The organism is Citrobacter sp. MGH105 (assembly GCF_001037485.2).
Lineage (GTDB): Bacteria > Pseudomonadota > Gammaproteobacteria > Enterobacterales > Enterobacteriaceae > Citrobacter > Citrobacter portucalensis.
Genome location: NZ_CP073048.1, coordinates 1,438,438 through 1,453,611, shown reverse-complemented (window position 1 = coordinate 1,453,611; position 15,174 = coordinate 1,438,438). Strand labels below are relative to the sequence as shown.

The 15,174-nt window shown below is 49.4% G+C and carries 12 protein-coding genes; 8 read left to right on the top strand and 4 right to left on the bottom strand.

Annotation, left to right across the window (positions count from 1 at the left end):
* Positions 1-18: 18 nt before the first annotated feature.
* Positions 19-645, bottom strand: coding sequence for a uracil phosphoribosyltransferase (upp, locus tag SK35_RS06750; protein WP_003835110.1), 627 nt, complete (start codon positions 643-645; stop codon positions 19-21).
* A 183-nt stretch (positions 646-828) separates the two neighbouring features.
* Entirely contained in the window at positions 829-2,259 is a 1,431-nt protein-coding gene (locus SK35_RS06745; RefSeq protein WP_048215794.1) for a 6-phospho-beta-glucosidase, read from the bottom strand.
* A 295-nt stretch (positions 2,260-2,554) separates the two neighbouring features.
* Between SK35_RS06745 and purM the strand changes: the two genes are divergently transcribed.
* The 4 genes from purM (at position 2,555) to ppx (ending at position 8,059) form a co-directional block, all read left to right on the top strand.
* On the top strand, positions 2,555-3,592 hold the full coding sequence (purM, locus tag SK35_RS06740; protein WP_020996702.1) for a phosphoribosylformylglycinamidine cyclo-ligase: 1,038 nt from the start codon (positions 2,555-2,557) through the stop codon (positions 3,590-3,592).
* Positions 3,589-4,230 carry a phosphoribosylglycinamide formyltransferase gene (purN, locus tag SK35_RS06735; protein ID WP_008785442.1) on the top strand — a complete coding sequence of 214 codons (642 nt, stop codon included), beginning with the start codon at positions 3,589-3,591 and terminating at the stop codon, positions 4,228-4,230. Before purM ends, purN begins: the two co-directional genes overlap by 4 nt.
* A gap of 216 nt (positions 4,231-4,446) precedes the next feature.
* Complete coding sequence (gene ppk1, locus SK35_RS06730) at positions 4,447-6,513, top strand: polyphosphate kinase 1 (protein ID WP_032944192.1); 2,067 nt, start codon at positions 4,447-4,449, stop codon at positions 6,511-6,513.
* 4 nt (positions 6,514-6,517) lie between these two features.
* Positions 6,518-8,059 (top strand): exopolyphosphatase, encoded by a 1,542-nt coding sequence (gene ppx, locus SK35_RS06725; protein WP_048215793.1) that lies wholly within the window; start codon positions 6,518-6,520, stop codon positions 8,057-8,059.
* On the opposite strand, the gene SK35_RS06720 is transcribed toward ppx, so the two are convergent.
* Positions 8,039-10,309 carry a bifunctional diguanylate cyclase/phosphodiesterase gene (locus SK35_RS06720; protein ID WP_048215792.1) on the bottom strand — a complete coding sequence of 757 codons (2,271 nt, stop codon included), beginning with the start codon at positions 10,307-10,309 and terminating at the stop codon, positions 8,039-8,041. The two genes, ppx and SK35_RS06720, sit on opposite strands and share 21 nt — an antisense overlap.
* Before the next feature lie 350 nt (positions 10,310-10,659).
* Between SK35_RS06720 and SK35_RS06715 the strand changes: the two genes are divergently transcribed.
* The 4 genes from SK35_RS06715 (at position 10,660) to SK35_RS06700 (ending at position 13,459) form a co-directional block, all read left to right on the top strand.
* A complete protein-coding gene (locus tag SK35_RS06715) occupies positions 10,660-10,863 on the top strand; it encodes a YfgG family protein (protein ID WP_071692595.1) in 204 nt (67 codons plus the stop codon).
* Between the two features lie 364 nt (positions 10,864-11,227).
* Positions 11,228-12,106 carry a small-conductance mechanosensitive channel MscS gene (mscS, locus tag SK35_RS06710; RefSeq protein ID WP_032944199.1) on the top strand — a complete coding sequence of 293 codons (879 nt, stop codon included), beginning with the start codon at positions 11,228-11,230 and terminating at the stop codon, positions 12,104-12,106.
* 282 nt (positions 12,107-12,388) lie between these two features.
* A complete protein-coding gene (locus SK35_RS06705; RefSeq protein WP_048215790.1) occupies positions 12,389-12,904 on the top strand; it encodes a glycine zipper 2TM domain-containing protein in 516 nt (171 codons plus the stop codon).
* 15 nt (positions 12,905-12,919) lie between these two features.
* On the top strand, positions 12,920-13,459 hold the full coding sequence (locus SK35_RS06700; protein ID WP_048215789.1) for a DUF5384 family protein: 540 nt from the start codon (positions 12,920-12,922) through the stop codon (positions 13,457-13,459).
* A gap of 117 nt (positions 13,460-13,576) precedes the next feature.
* Here SK35_RS06700 and guaA read toward each other — a convergent pair whose 3' ends face one another.
* Positions 13,577-15,154: a glutamine-hydrolyzing GMP synthase gene (guaA, locus tag SK35_RS06695; RefSeq protein ID WP_048216398.1), complete on the bottom strand. Its 1,578-nt coding sequence runs from the start codon at positions 15,152-15,154 to the stop codon at positions 13,577-13,579.
* Positions 15,155-15,174 lie beyond the last annotated feature (20 nt).

Sequence of the window (15,174 nt, the reverse complement as noted above, 5' to 3'; positions counted from 1 at the left end):
TTCTTTTCACTTATTCGTTTACTTAGTACCAAAAATCTTATCGCCGGCATCGCCGAGCCCCGGAATAATGTATCCGTGCTCGTTCAGTCCCTGATCGATGGAGGCGGTGTACAGCTCCACATCCGGGTGCGCTTTTTCCAGTGCCGCGATACCTTCCGGTGCCGCAACCAGGACCAGCACTTTAATGCTGGTGCAGCCTGCATTTTTCAGCAGATCGATAGTGGCGATAACAGAGCCGCCGGTTGCCAGCATTGGGTCAACGATCAGCGCCATACGCTCATCGATGTTAGAAACCAGCTTCTGGAAATACGGAACCGGCTCCAGCGTCTCTTCGTTACGGTACATACCAACAACGCTGATACGCGCGCTCGGAACGTTTTCCAGAACGCCTTCCATCATGCCCAGGCCCGCACGCAGGATAGGCACAACGGTGATTTTTTTGCCTTTGATTTGGTCAACTTCAACTGGACCGTTCCAGCCTTCAATGGTCACCTTTTCGGTTTCCAGACCAGCGGTTGCTTCATAAGTCAGCAGACTGCCAACTTCCGAGGCGAGTTCACGAAAGCGTTTAGTGCTGATGTCGTTTTCACGCATCAGTCCCAGCTTGTGTTTGACGAGTGGGTGTTTGACTTCCACGATCTTCATACTCTTCTCCTTTCCTCAGACGAATGGCAACCACAAAAAAAATCGCCGGATTATACCGCTTTTCCTCTCTGGCGCAACACTGCATACGCTTGATATGGATCAACCAAAGTCATTTGCGTCTGAATGATGAGTATAAAACAAGCCCCGCACTGATGGCGGGGCTTGCTGTCAATGCTATGAATTTTAAAGATATTCAGCATTGGCCTGAATGACTTTTTGATACCACGAAAAAGATTTTTTAGGTGAGCGCGTTAATGTCCCGCTACCGTCATTATTTTTATCGACATAGATAAATCCGTAGCGTTTTTTCATCTCCCCTGTCCCGGCAGAGACTAAATCAATGCAGCCCCACGGGGTATATCCCATCAGATCCACGCCATCTTCCACCACCGCTTTTTTCATCTCACGTATGTGGGCGGCAAGGTAGTCGATACGGTACTGGTCGTTAACTGTACCATCGTCCTCGCGCACATCAATGGCGCCAAACCCATTCTCCACAATAAATAGTGGCAGCTGATAATGATCCCAGAACCAGTTCAGTGAATAACGAAGGCCAACCGGATCAATCTGCCAGCCCCAGTCAGATTTCTGCACGTACGGGTTGGAAACCAGGCTTTTCGACTCATCGTAATCCAGCTGTGGGTTGTCCGCCGTTGCCTGGGTCGCGAAAGACATATAATAGCTAAAGCCGATGTAATCAACGCAGCCCTCGGTCAGCGCCTGACGGTCTTCCTCGGTGATATCCAGTTCAAAGCCACGACGGGTAAAGTAGTTGAGAAGATGCCGCGGGTATTTGCCGCGCACATGGACGTCAGTAAACCAGTAACGCCGGTGCATGGCATTCATCGCCATCATCATATCGTCTGGCGCGCAGGTCAGCGGATAGATTGGACACATGGCAATCATGCACCCTATCTGTAATTCCGGGTTAATCTCACGCGCGACCTTTACCGCCAGCGCGCTTGCCACCAGCTCATAGTGCGCCGCCTGGTACATGACCGGCTCGCGGTCTTCGCCTGGCTGGTATTTCAGACCTGAGTTAGTAAAGGGCGCGAAATCTTCGTGATAATTTGCCTGGTTGTTAATCTCATTAAACGTCATCCAGTACTTCACTTTGTGCTGGTAACGAGTGAATACCACCCTGGCAAAACGGACAAAGAAATCGATAAGCTTGCGGTTGCGCCAGCCGCCGTACTCCGTCACCAGATGGTAAGGCATCTCAAAATGCGACAGCGTAATCACCGGCTCAATGCCATATTTCAGGCATTCGTCAAACAGGTCATCATAGAACTGTAGGCCAGACTCATTGGGTTGTTCTTCATCGCCGAAGGGGAAAATACGTGTCCAGGCAATAGAGGTGCGAAAACATTTAAACCCCATTTCGGCAAACAGCTTTATGTCGTCTTTATAGTGATGATAAAAATCGATGGCCTCATGGTTAGGGTAATTTTTACCGGCAATCACACCGTCGGTAATTTCACGCGCCACCCCATGCGCTCCCGCGGTCATGACATCAGCAACGCTGACGCCTTTTCCGCCCTCCTGCCAGCCACCTTCCAGTTGATGAGCCGCGACAGCACCACCCCACATGAAATCTGCTTTAAATCCTGACATACCCTTCCCCTATCGTGATGACTCTGCGCAAAACGCTGTTGATGAGGTCCGCAACAGAAAAAAGAAACCGGTTTCAGTAAGATACTGTGCAATCGCCTAACAGGATTCAAGCACAAGACTGTACCCGGTTTCATTTTCGTGGCGCAGCTCAAACAAATAGATAAATGATTGTAAAATGCTGAAAAAACCAGCAGATAAAACTTGATGCAGAGCAGGCTCGCAAACGTTTGCTTTCCCTGTTAGAATTGCGCCGAATTTAACTTTTACTGCAAGTAAACATGTGGGGAAGCAGGCAGTGACCGATAAAACCTCTCTTAGCTACAAAGATGCCGGTGTTGATATTGATGCAGGTAATGCTCTGGTTGATCGAATCAAAGGCGTAGTAAAGAAAACTCGTCGTCCGGAAGTTATGGGTGGTCTGGGTGGCTTCGGTGCGCTGTGCGCATTGCCGCAAAAATATCGTGAACCGGTACTGGTTTCCGGCACTGATGGCGTTGGTACAAAACTGCGTCTGGCGATGGATCTGAAACGCCACGACACTATCGGCATTGACCTCGTCGCAATGTGCGTCAACGACCTCGTGGTTCAGGGCGCTGAGCCGCTGTTCTTCCTCGACTACTATGCGACTGGCAAACTGGATGTGGACACCGCAGCCAGCGTCATTAACGGGATTGCTGAAGGCTGCCTGCAGTCTGGCTGTGCGCTGGTCGGTGGGGAAACAGCTGAAATGCCGGGGATGTACCACGGCGAAGATTACGACGTGGCAGGTTTCTGCGTTGGCGTCGTCGAAAAATCAGAGATTATCGACGGTTCAAAAGTGGCTGACGGTGACGTACTGATTGCGCTCGGCTCAAGCGGCCCGCACTCCAACGGCTACTCTCTGGTGCGTAAAATTGTAGAAGTCAGCGGTTGTGACCCAGAAACCACCGAGCTTGAAGGCAAGCCGCTGGCCGATCACTTACTGGCCCCTACCCGCATTTACGTGAAATCCATTCTGGAACTGATCGAGAAGGTTGATGTGCACGCCATTGCCCACCTGACCGGCGGCGGCTTCTGGGAAAATATTCCACGCGTTCTGCCAGACAACACGCAGGCAGTGATCGACGAATCTTCATGGCAGTGGCCAGCCGTCTTCAACTGGCTGCAAACGGCGGGTAACGTCAGCCAGCATGAGATGTATCGCACCTTTAACTGCGGTGTAGGTATGGTTATCGCCCTGCCAGCTCCGGAAGTGGACAAAGCCCTTGCTTTGCTCAATGAGAAAGGTGAAAACGCATGGAAAATCGGTATCATCAAAGCTTCTGATTCCGAACAGCGTGTGGTCATTGAATGAAAAACATTGTGGTGCTCATTTCCGGCAACGGAAGCAATTTGCAGGCGATAATCGACGCCTGCGAACAGAAAAAAATCAATGGCACCATACGTGCAGTATTCAGTAACAAGGCCGATGCGTTCGGCCTTGAGCGCGCACGCGAAGCGAATATTCCGGCACACTCGCTGGAAGCCGCCCAGTTTGCCAGTCGCGAAGCATTCGACCGCCAACTGATACAAGAGATTGACGCCTATGCACCCGATGTCGTGGTGCTGGCCGGTTATATGCGTATCCTCAGCCCGGCGTTCGTCGCTCACTATGCTGAACGATTGCTGAATATCCACCCGTCTTTATTGCCGAAGTATCCCGGCCTGCATACGCACCGCCAGGTACTGGAAAACGGCGATGAAGAACATGGTACCTCAGTCCATTTCGTAACGGATGAGTTGGACGGCGGACCGGTCATTCTTCAGGCCAAGGTTCCGGTATTTGAAGGCGACAGCGAAGATGACGTCACGGCACGGGTTCAGGCTCAGGAACATACCATTTACCCGCTGGTGGTAAGCTGGTTTATCGACGGTCGCCTGAAGATGCGTGATAACGCTGCTTGGCTGGATGGCGTTCGTTTGCCGCCACAAGGCTACGCCGCCGACGAATAATAAAAAAACCAACCTGTAAGCCGAATGTCACCATCCGGCTTACAGGCATAACTACCTTTTCCGGTTAATACCACCGGTATTCATCTACGCTCCCCCTTTCTCTTTGCTATCAGACGGTTTATTGTCATATTTTTCTGGCACAGTTGGACATCTGAGAGCAATGCTCGCCATAATAAATCGGTAGTGTCCCGTGAATGAAACGGAGTAAAAGTGGTAATGGGTCAGGAAAAGCTATACATCGAGAAAGAACTCAGCTGGTTAGCGTTCAACGAACGTGTACTCCAGGAAGCTGCTGATAAATCAAACCCGTTGATCGAACGGATGCGTTTCTTAGGTATCTATTCCAATAATCTCGACGAGTTTTATAAGGTTCGTTTTGCCGAACTGAAGCGCCGAATCATTATTAGCGAAGAACAGGGTTCAAACTCTCACTCCCGCCATTTGTTAGGCAAAATCCAGGCCCGCGTATTAAAAGCCGATCAGGAATTTGACGGCCTGTACAACGAGTTGCTGTTGGAAATGGCGCGCAATCAGATTTTCTTAATCAACGAACGCCAGTTGTCGGTCAATCAGCAAAGCTGGTTGCGTCATTACTTCAAGCAATATCTTCGCCAGCACATCACGCCGATCCTGATTAACCGCGAGACGGATTTAGTCCAGTTTTTGAAAGATGACTACACCTATCTGGCGGTAGAAATTATCCGTGGTGATACGATCCGCTACGCGCTGCTGGAAATCCCTTCCGACAAAGTTCCCCGTTTTGTGAATCTGCCGCCGGAAACCCCGCGCCGTCGCAAACCGATGATCCTGCTGGACAACATATTACGTTACTGCCTTGACGACATTTTCAAAGGGTTCTTTGACTACGACGCACTGAACGCCTATTCGATGAAAATGACCCGTGACGCCGAATACGATTTGGTGCACGAGATGGAATCGAGCCTGATGGAGCTGATGTCATCCAGCCTGAAACAGCGTCTGACCGCAGAACCTGTACGTTTTGTCTATCAGCGTGACATGCCCAATGCGTTGGTCGAGGTACTGCGTGAAAAACTGACGATTTCTCGCTACGACTCGATTGTTCCCGGCGGGCGTTACCATAACTTCAAAGACTTTATTAACTTCCCTAACGTTGGCAAAGCTAACCTGGTGAACAAACCGCTGCCGCGTCTGCGCCATATCTGGTTCGACAACGAGAAGTTTCGTAACGGCTTTGACGCCGTTCGTGAACGCGACGTGCTGCTGTATTACCCCTATCACACCTTTGAGCACGTTCTTGAACTGCTTCGCCAGGCTTCTTTCGACCCGAGCGTGCTGGCTATAAAGATCAACATCTACCGTGTGGCAAAAGATTCACGCATCATAGATTCAATGATCCATGCCGCACACAACGGTAAGAAAGTCACCGTGGTGGTGGAATTGCAGGCCCGCTTCGATGAAGAAGCCAACATCCATTGGGCCAAGCGTCTTACCGAAGCAGGCGTTCATGTCATCTTCTCCGCGCCAGGCCTGAAAATTCACGCCAAACTGTTCCTTATCTCGCGTAAAGAAGGTGATGAAGTCGTGCGCTATGCGCATATCGGGACGGGGAACTTTAACGAAAAAACGGCACGCCTGTATACCGACTACTCGTTGCTGACCGCCGATTCGCGCATTACCAACGAAGTGCGCCGGGTGTTTAACTTCATCGAGAACCCGTATCGCCCGGTGACGTTCGATTATCTGCTGGTTTCCCCGCAGAACTCACGCCGTCTGCTGTACGCGATGATCGACAAAGAGATCGCCAACGCGCAGCAAGGACTGCCTTCCGGCATTACGCTAAAACTGAATAACCTGGTTGATAAAGGTCTGGTTGACCGCCTCTATGCGGCCTCAAGCTCAGGTGTGCCGGTCAATTTGTTGATTCGTGGTATGTGTTCTTTGATTCCGAATCTGGAAGGTATCAGCGACAATATTCGCGTTATCAGCATCGTTGATCGCTATCTTGAACATGATCGGGTCTATATCTTCGAGAACGGGGGTGACAAGCAGGTGTATCTCTCCTCCGCAGACTGGATGACCAGGAATATCGACTATCGTATCGAAGTCGCCACGCCGCTGCTGGACCCGCGTCTTAAGCAACGCGTGCTGGATATTATCGATATCCTGTTCAGCGACACGGTGAAAGCCCGCTTTATTGATAAAGAACTGAGTAATCGCTACGTACCGCGCGGAAACCGCCGTAAGGTTCAGTCACAATTGGCGATTTACGATTACATCAAATCACTCGAGCAACCTGACTAAAGATATGCCAATACACGACAAGACTCCACGACCGCAGGAATTTGCTGCGGTCGACCTTGGTTCAAACAGTTTCCATATGGTCATTGCCCGCGTGGTTGATGGCGCAATGCAAATTATTGGGCGACTGAAACAACGCGTACATCTGGCGGATGGCCTCGGCGAAGATAACAAGCTGAGCGAAGAGGCCATGGAGCGCGGGCTAAGCTGTTTATCACTGTTCGCCGAACGTTTGCAGGGGTTTCCTCCATCAAGCGTATGTATCGTGGGAACCCATACTTTGCGTCAGGCACTGAATGCGACTGATTTTCTCAAGCGAGCGGAAAAAGTCATCCCCTACCCAATTGAGATTATTTCCGGCAACGAAGAAGCCCGATTGATCTTTATGGGCGTTGAACATACGCAGCCGGAAAAAGGTCGCAAGCTGGTTATCGATATCGGCGGCGGCTCAACAGAACTGGTGATCGGAGAAGATTTCGAGCCTAAACTGGTCGAAAGCCGCCGTATGGGCTGCGTCAACTTTGCCCAGATGTACTTCCCGCGCGGTGTAATTAACCGTGAAAATTTCCAGCGTGCCCGCATGGCGGCTGCGCAAAAGCTCGAAACCTTAACCTGGCAGTTTCGCATTCAGGGCTGGAACGTTGCGCTGGGCGCATCGGGCACCATTAAAGCAGCCCATGAAGTGCTGCTGGAGATGGGTGAAAAAGACGGTTTTATCACCCCCGAACGTCTGGACAAGCTGACATCTGAAGTGTTGAAGCACGCGTCATTTGATGCGCTCAGCTTGCCGGGGTTGTCAGAAGAAAGAAAAGCAGTGTTTGTACCCGGACTCGCGATTCTGTGCGGCGTTTTTGACGCGTTAGCTATTCGCGAACTTCGCCTTTCTGATGGTGCGTTACGTGAAGGCGTGCTGTACGAGATGGAAGGCCGATTTCGCCACCAGGACGTTCGCAGCCGTACCGCCAGCAGCCTGGCGAACCAGTACAACATTGACAGCGAACAGGCCCGGCGCGTACTAGAAACGACGATGCAAATGTACGACCAGTGGCATACGCAGCAGCCAAAGCTGGCCAATCCCCAACTGGAAGCGTTACTGCGTTGGGCAGCAATGCTGCATGAGGTTGGGCTGAACATCAACCACAGCGGTCTGCATCGCCACTCTGCGTATATCTTACAAAACAGCGATCTACCTGGTTTCAATCAGGAACAACAGCTGATGATGGCAACATTAGTTCGTTATCATCGCAAAGCGATTAAACTCGACGACTTGCCCCGCTTTACGCTGTTTAAGAAGAAACAGTTTCTGCCGTTAATTCAGCTGCTGCGCCTGGGCGTGCTATTGAATAATCAGCGTCAGGCGACCACCACACCGCCGACTTTGACCCTGATAACCGACGACAGCCACTGGACCTTACGCTTCCCGCATGACTGGTTTAGCCAAAATGCGCTGGTGCTGCTCGATCTGGAGAAAGAGCAGCAATACTGGGAAGCCGTAACAGGCTGGCGACTCAAAATTGAAGAAGAGAGCTCACCCGATATCGCCGCATAAGATCTCAGCAGGTGTCAGTTCATCTGGCACCTGCTTTTCCAGAGTTTCATTCAACGGCAGTGGCTCACCAATCAGATACCCCTGCATGTAATCAATCCCCAGCGAAATAACCGCACTGCGTATTTCCTCGCTTTCGACGTACTCCGCAACCACCAGCATTCTTTTCATCCGCGCCAGATGGCAAATAGAGGCCACGATTTGGTAGTCGAGGCTGTTCGAAACAATATTGCGAATAAAGCTACCGTCAATTTTCAGGATATCGGCATTCACATTTTTCAGCCGGGCATAGCTGGCATATCCAGTACCAAAATCATCAATTGCAATCTGACAGCCCAGTGATTGCAGCTGCAGCAACGTTGCCTGTGCCTGTTCCGCATTGGTTAAGGCATTGCTTTCCGTCACTTCAAAGATAAGTTGCCATGCTTCAACCTTGTACTTATTCAGTAACTGATTGATGTCATTAGGAAGGCGCGCGCGACATACCGAGGTGGGTGATAAGTTAATAGCAAACCGGTGGGCGGGCATTTTTTCCCGATTCTGCGCCATAAATTTCAGCGTATTTTCAATCACCCACAGATCGATACGGGAGGACAAACCAAACTCATGGGCTACCGGCAAGAAACTATCAGGGGCAATAGTTTCACCGTCATCCCCCTCAAGCCGCAGCAGGATTTCGTGATAAACGTCGCCACGTACGCCAAAAATCGGCTGCGCCTTCAGGAAAAAACGATTGTTCTCCAGCGCCTGCTGAATACGGTTCATCATCGCAACCTTATCTTTCAGGTCGCGTTGCAGGTGCATCACACCACGCCGCTGCAAATTCTCTGGTGAATTGGTTGCCAGCGATAATTCGGCAATGGTACTTAACTCTCCCAGCAACAAATAGATATGGTTAACAGGAGAACGGACATAGCAAAAGCTGATCCCAACCTGCGGTTGCAAAGGCATTCCGTCCCAGACAAAACGAAACTGCTTGATATGCCTGTCCAGTGCTTCAATGCGTTCCTTGTGTAGCTCAGTGTTAAAACGCAGGATTAAATCATTACCTGACAATTGATAGACATGCTCATCCTGTTCAAGCAACGGTGTTATCCACTGAGCCAGTTTTTGCTTGTACTGGATACGCAGCATAATGCCGTAATTTTTCACCAGCAGCTCCATGCCCGGAACACCCAAAAAGCAAAGCACTGACCATGGCGCGTTTTTCAAATCCCGGTTCAAAGCGCGCAAATTCGGAATATGCACCATAGGGTCAAAGAAGGCCAGGCGATGGTTGCGCCGGGTAACAAAACGTTGACGCGTTGCAAGGACAGCAATGAAATTCACGATGAAGGAAAAAACCAGATAACTTGATGAGGTAATAGCAAGCTGCGTATCATAGCCCGAATACCAGGGCATATAGCGCTGATAATAATGGATTGCGGTAATAAGTACGACCGCCCATATCAACGAAATAAATTTATAACCGTAACGCATTGCCCCCCACAGCATGACAGGCAGTAACAATGACAGTGTATAATTCGTGCTGAATATTGAGCTTTGTTCATTTAGCGGCATACACAACATTGCCATTAGCACAGTCAATATAATCAACCAGACCACAAACTCTGTTTTAGTCACTTTGGTATCAAACTGCTGCTTTAACTGAGAAAAATAGCCTCTCAGATGCAAGGGGTTGCGAATTGTTCGAATGATGAAATAACACAGCGGCACACCTACAAGGTTCCCCGCGAGTATGGACTGATAGTTGATTAATGTGCCTGTATTGAAGGGCATAACGCCCACCATGCCGGATTTGCTTTCATAAACACCCACAAATGCGGCAAACTGAAAGAGTATCAGAAACAGCGTAGCCGGGCAGAAGACTTGCCAGAACATACGCTGAAACAACAGATGAGAGTCGCCGTGGGAAACGTTGTTTCGTCGGGGAGAAAATACTTTATATCCTCCCCAGCTAAGCACGACTGTAACTATAAAGTGCGAAATTATTGAAAGTGTTTCAAATAACCCGACCTGCGGATATTTGTACCAGATAATGGAAATGATAATACCTGGCAATGCCGCCCAGCCAAAAAAAAGCATCAGGCTAATCATCAGCGCTAACGGCAGGTAGAAAAGAATTACGGTCCCCGTACTAATATGGGCATAGGTGGTGGCAGTGCTCAATATAGGCAACAACAAAGAAGGTAAGATGAGAGGTAATGCCCACCATCTATCTCTAATATCAATATAATTTTTATTGAGTTTCATAGATGCTCAGTAGAATCCCACACATCCTGTAGGGGGTATTCAGACAGGCATCCCACCTGACTTTAAAACGATAAAGTAAAATACATCACAATGATTCATCGATTTTAGTTGTCAGCAACGTGTAATGCTTGATACATATCAAAAAAAATGCCCCTCATTCATCAATTATTACTCTTTTCATTATTTTTTATCGTTAATACATTATTCATGCAAATAATAATATTAATTTCCATAACATAAGAAGATAAAACAACCGAAGCAATTTTACATAAGGAAGAATTGACCATTTCCTCTCAGTGTGCCTTAATGTGAGTATCGCCCTCAGTTGGGTACACTACAAGGAACCTTTTGTGAGCCAGGTTACCAGCCTACGCAAACGACACCGATTTAACAGTCGCATGATCCGGATCGTACTGCTTATCAGCTTTCTCTTCTTCTTCGGACGCTTCGTCTACTCCGCCATTGGTGCATGGCATCACCACCAGGACAAAAAAGAATCTCAGCAGACCACTCAGCCGCAACAGACATCTTCTGCACAAATCGACGTACATTGATCGCTCGCGCCTGTGATACCCCCAGCATTAAGATTCCTTACCGGATGGCTAATCGCCTGACATTTAACCATCCGGTAAGGGATTTGAGTGATGAAACTTTACACACATCCCTCCTCTCTCGCTTAATTATCAGATAATCGGCCATATTTTTCGCACAAATGCACAATCTTTTCATCCCACTTCACCGCACCATTCGCGCTGATTTTTACGTTCCGGTTTAACGGACATAAAAAGACAAACAGTGCTCAAATAAACGCTAATTAATATCACCAGCAAATATCACTGACGCAAGCATTTATATTTCGCATGAAAATTAAATAGTTATTTGAATTGTTATCATTTTTAAATACTACAGGGTAATACCATGAGTGGTTTTTTATTATTCCCGAAAATAAGAAGCGGCCTTGAGTGGATCGCCGGGCACAGCGATGCTGTCATTCAATTCGGCTGGAATATCGTTGCCGCCGTGATCTTATTGTTTATCGGTAAATTTATCGCTCGTCTGCTCTCTCGTGGACTGGAAAAGTTACTGCTTAAACGTAAAGTCGACAGAACGATCATTCAGTTCTTCACCGCGCTGGTACGTTACATTACCCTCGCCTTTTCCGTCGTCGCCGCATTAGGTCGCATCGGTATTGAAACATCCTCCATTATTGCCGTCATCGGTGCCGCCGGACTAGCCATTGGCCTCGCGTTACAAAGCTCGCTTTCCAACTTTGCCGCTGGCGTGCTGTTGGTTTCCCTGCGACCTTTTCGCGCCGGAGAAGTAGTGCAGATTGGTGCAGTCACCGGAACAGTAGAAAAGGTGCACATCTTCTCCACCACCCTGCTCACCGCGGACAGCAAAGAAGTTGTGATTCCAAACGGTAAGATCATCGCTGACAACATCATTAACTATTCCCGTCACCCTTTTCGTCGTATCGATCTGGTGATTGGTGTGGGTTATCAGAGTCGGATTGCAGAGGTTAAGCAAGTTATTAATCACATTATCGAGCAGGACAGCCGCATCGATAAGCAACGTGGGGTAACCGTTCGTCTGGGCGAACTGGGCGCTTCAGCGTTGAATTTTTACGTGCGCGTATGGGTGCCCAATATCGAATACTGGAATACCTATTACGATCTGCTGGAAAACATTAAAGAGGCGCTGGACGCCAACCACATCGACCTACCCTATCCACAGATGGATGTGCGTATTCAGCATGTCGCACCTCAGCAACAGTCTCAGCTGCAACTGGTCGATTAATCTATTGCTTTCTCTATTTCAGTGGAGAAAGCATTGATACAACAATTGGATTGAATCAAAAACCACCCACCATTTCCACCAATTCTCCCTCGATCATAAAGTACACCTATAAAATACACAGAGCGCATTTGCACTCTCAAAAACAGACACAACCAAAATCATATATCACATTGTTATATAACAAAAAAATAGGCTTTAATTGATGAAAAACGATAGGTTTACTTTTATTAACGGGCAAGATTAAATGCATTGTTTTTTCGATGTGATTAACAAGGAATAGTAATGAACTTTAAAAAATGCTCCCTACCTTTAGCACTCATTGCCTGCTTCTCAATTGCTGGCTGCCAATCTAACGCTGACGAGCATGCGGCGGATGTTTATCAAACCGACCAGCTTAATTCAAAGCAAGAGACAAAAACGGTCAACATCATCTCGGTTTTGCCCGCGAAAGTGGCAGTAGACAATACGGCAAATAAACGTGCAGCGCAGGCTACTGGCGCTATTCTTGGCGCAGTTGCAGGCGGAGTCATCGGCCATAATGTGGGATCACGCAGTAATACCAACACTACGACTGGTGCCGTTGCTGGGGGTACAGCGGGCGCTGTGGCTGGCTCAATGGTCAATGATAAAACGTTAGTTGAAGGCGTATCTTTAACCTATAAAGAAGGTACTAAGGTTTACACTTCAACGCAGGTCGGTAAGGCTTGCCAATTTAGTACTGGTCTGGCAGTAGTCATCTCCACCAACTACAACGAGACCCGAATTCAGCCAAACGCGAAATGCCCTGAAAAAAGTTAACGATTGAGGGGACACATGAAAAAAATCGTTCTGGCGACCTTTCTCAGTATCTTTAGCAGCGCGGCGTTTTCATCGTCTTTGCAGGATCAGCTTTCGGCAGTCGCTCAGGCTGAACAGCAAGGGGCTAACGAGGAAAAAAAACAGCACGACGACTGGGTAGCTGAGCGCAATAAGCAGATCCAGCAAGATAAACAGCGGCGCGCTAGTGCCCAGGCAGCCGCTAATAAAAAAGCCGCTGCCGCGGCCGCTGAAAAGCAAGCCCGACAGGATAAGCGCGACGCCGAAGCTTTGCAGGATAAGAAAAGAGATCAGGGTTATGAAGATGAACTTCGCAGTCTGGAAATTCAGAAGCAGAAACTGGCTCTGGCTAAGGAAGAAGCGCGGGTCAAAAGGGAAAACGAATTTATCGATCAGGAATTGAAAAGTAAAGCCGCGCAAACCGACGTGACGCAGTCTGAAGCCGATGCCAATAGAAACATTTCTGAAGGCGGACGCGATCTCATGAAGAGTGAAGGTAAAGCTCGCGAAGATAAAGCCGATAGTTGGTTTAAATAATTTTTTACCTTAGCCGATCAATATCGTTGCCCTAACCTGTTTAACCTAAACAAAAGCCCTCTATTAAAGAGGGCTTTTAGTATTTACCAATTCAAATTAAGGTAAAAAATGGCGCAGTTATTCCCACTCAATCGTAGCTGGCGGCTTACCGCTGATGTCATACACCACGCGGGAAATACCGTTCACTTCGTTGATAATGCGGTTAGAGACGCGGCCTAAGAAGTCATACGGCAGGTGTGCCCAGTGCGCGGTCATAAAGTCGATGGTTTCTACCGCACGCAGGGAAACAACCCAGTCGTACTTGCGGCCATCGCCCATCACACCAACGGAACGAACCGGCAGGAACACTGTGAACGCCTGGCTTACCTTGTTGTACAGGTCAGCTTTGTGCAGCTCTTCAATGAAGATAGCATCCGCGCGACGCAGCAGGTCGCAGTACTCTTTCTTCACTTCGCCAAGCACACGTACGCCCAGACCCGGTCCCGGGAACGGGTGACGGTACAGCATGTCGTACGGCAGGCCCAGCTCCAGACCAATCTTACGCACTTCGTCTTTGAACAGCTCACGCAGCGGCTCAACCAGACCCATCTTCATCTCTTTCGGCAAACCGCCCACGTTGTGGTGAGATTTGATAACGTGCGCTTTACCGGTGGCAGATGCCGCAGATTCGATCACGTCCGGGTAGATGGTGCCCTGCGCCAGCCACTTAACGTCTTCCAGCTTCAGCGCTTCTTCATCAAATACTTCCACGAATACGCGGCCAATGATTTTACGTTTAGCTTCTGGGTCGTTCTCGCCTTTCAGCGCGTCCAGGAAACGCTGCTCGCCTTCCACGTGAACGATGTTCAGGCCAAAGTGGTCGCCGAACATATCCATCACCTGCTGAGCTTCGTTGAGACGCAGCAGACCGTTGTCGACGAACACGCAGGTCAGGTTTTTGCCGATAGCACGGTGCAGCAGCATCGCGGTCACGGAGGAGTCAACGCCGCCGGACAGACCGAGGATAACTTTATCATTGCCAACCTGCTCACGAATGCGGGCAACGGCGTCATCGATAATTTTTGCCGGCGTCCACAGCGCTTCACACTGGCAGATGTCGCGCACAAAACGCTCCAGCATGCGCATACCCTGACGGGTGTGGGTAACTTCCGGGTGGAACTGCACGCCGTAGAAGCGTTTTTCTTCGTGCGCCATGATAGCGAACGGGCAGTTGTCGGTGCTGGCAACGGTCACGAAACCTTCCGGAATGGCGGTCACTTTGTCGCCGTGGCTCATCCACACGTCCAGCAGCGGTTTGCCGTCTGCGGTCAGGGAGTCTTCAATACCGCGGACAAGCGCGCTGTCGGTCTGAACTTCAACCTGCGCATAGCCGAATTCACGTTCGTTAGAACCTTCAACATGACCACCGAGCTGCATTGCCATGGTCTGCATGCCGTAGCACACGCCGAACACCGGCACGCCCGCATTGAAAACGTATTCCGGCGCACGCGGGCTGTTTTCTTCGGTGGTACTTTCCGGACCACCGGAAAGAATGATACCGCTTGGGTTGAATTCGCGAATTTGTGCTTCCGTAACATCCCATGCCCACAGTTCACAGTAGACGCCCAGTTCACGTACGCGACGTGCAACCAGCTGAGTGTACTGCGAGCCGAAATCGAGGATGAGAATGCGATGTTTATGAATATTGTCTGTCATTGACGCTAATTCCGAGGCAA

Coding starts and splice junctions, on each gene's coding strand:
- mscS (WP_032944199.1), top strand. CDS start 11,228: ATGAGTGGTTTTTTATTATTCCCGAAAATAAGAAGCGGCCTTGAGTGG.
- SK35_RS06705 (WP_048215790.1), top strand. CDS start 12,389: ATGAACTTTAAAAAATGCTCCCTACCTTTAGCACTCATTGCCTGCTTC.
- purN (WP_008785442.1), top strand. CDS start 3,589: ATGAAAAACATTGTGGTGCTCATTTCCGGCAACGGAAGCAATTTGCAG.
- SK35_RS06720 (WP_048215792.1), bottom strand. CDS start 10,309: ATGAAACTCAATAAAAATTATATTGATATTAGAGATAGATGGTGGGCA.
- SK35_RS06700 (WP_048215789.1), top strand. CDS start 12,920: ATGAAAAAAATCGTTCTGGCGACCTTTCTCAGTATCTTTAGCAGCGCG.
- upp (WP_003835110.1), bottom strand. CDS start 645: ATGAAGATCGTGGAAGTCAAACACCCACTCGTCAAACACAAGCTGGGA.
- SK35_RS06745 (WP_048215794.1), bottom strand. CDS start 2,259: ATGTCAGGATTTAAAGCAGATTTCATGTGGGGTGGTGCTGTCGCGGCT.
- guaA (WP_048216398.1), bottom strand. CDS start 15,154: ATGACAGACAATATTCATAAACATCGCATTCTCATCCTCGATTTCGGC.
- ppx (WP_048215793.1), top strand. CDS start 6,518: ATGCCAATACACGACAAGACTCCACGACCGCAGGAATTTGCTGCGGTC.
- ppk1 (WP_032944192.1), top strand. CDS start 4,447: ATGGGTCAGGAAAAGCTATACATCGAGAAAGAACTCAGCTGGTTAGCG.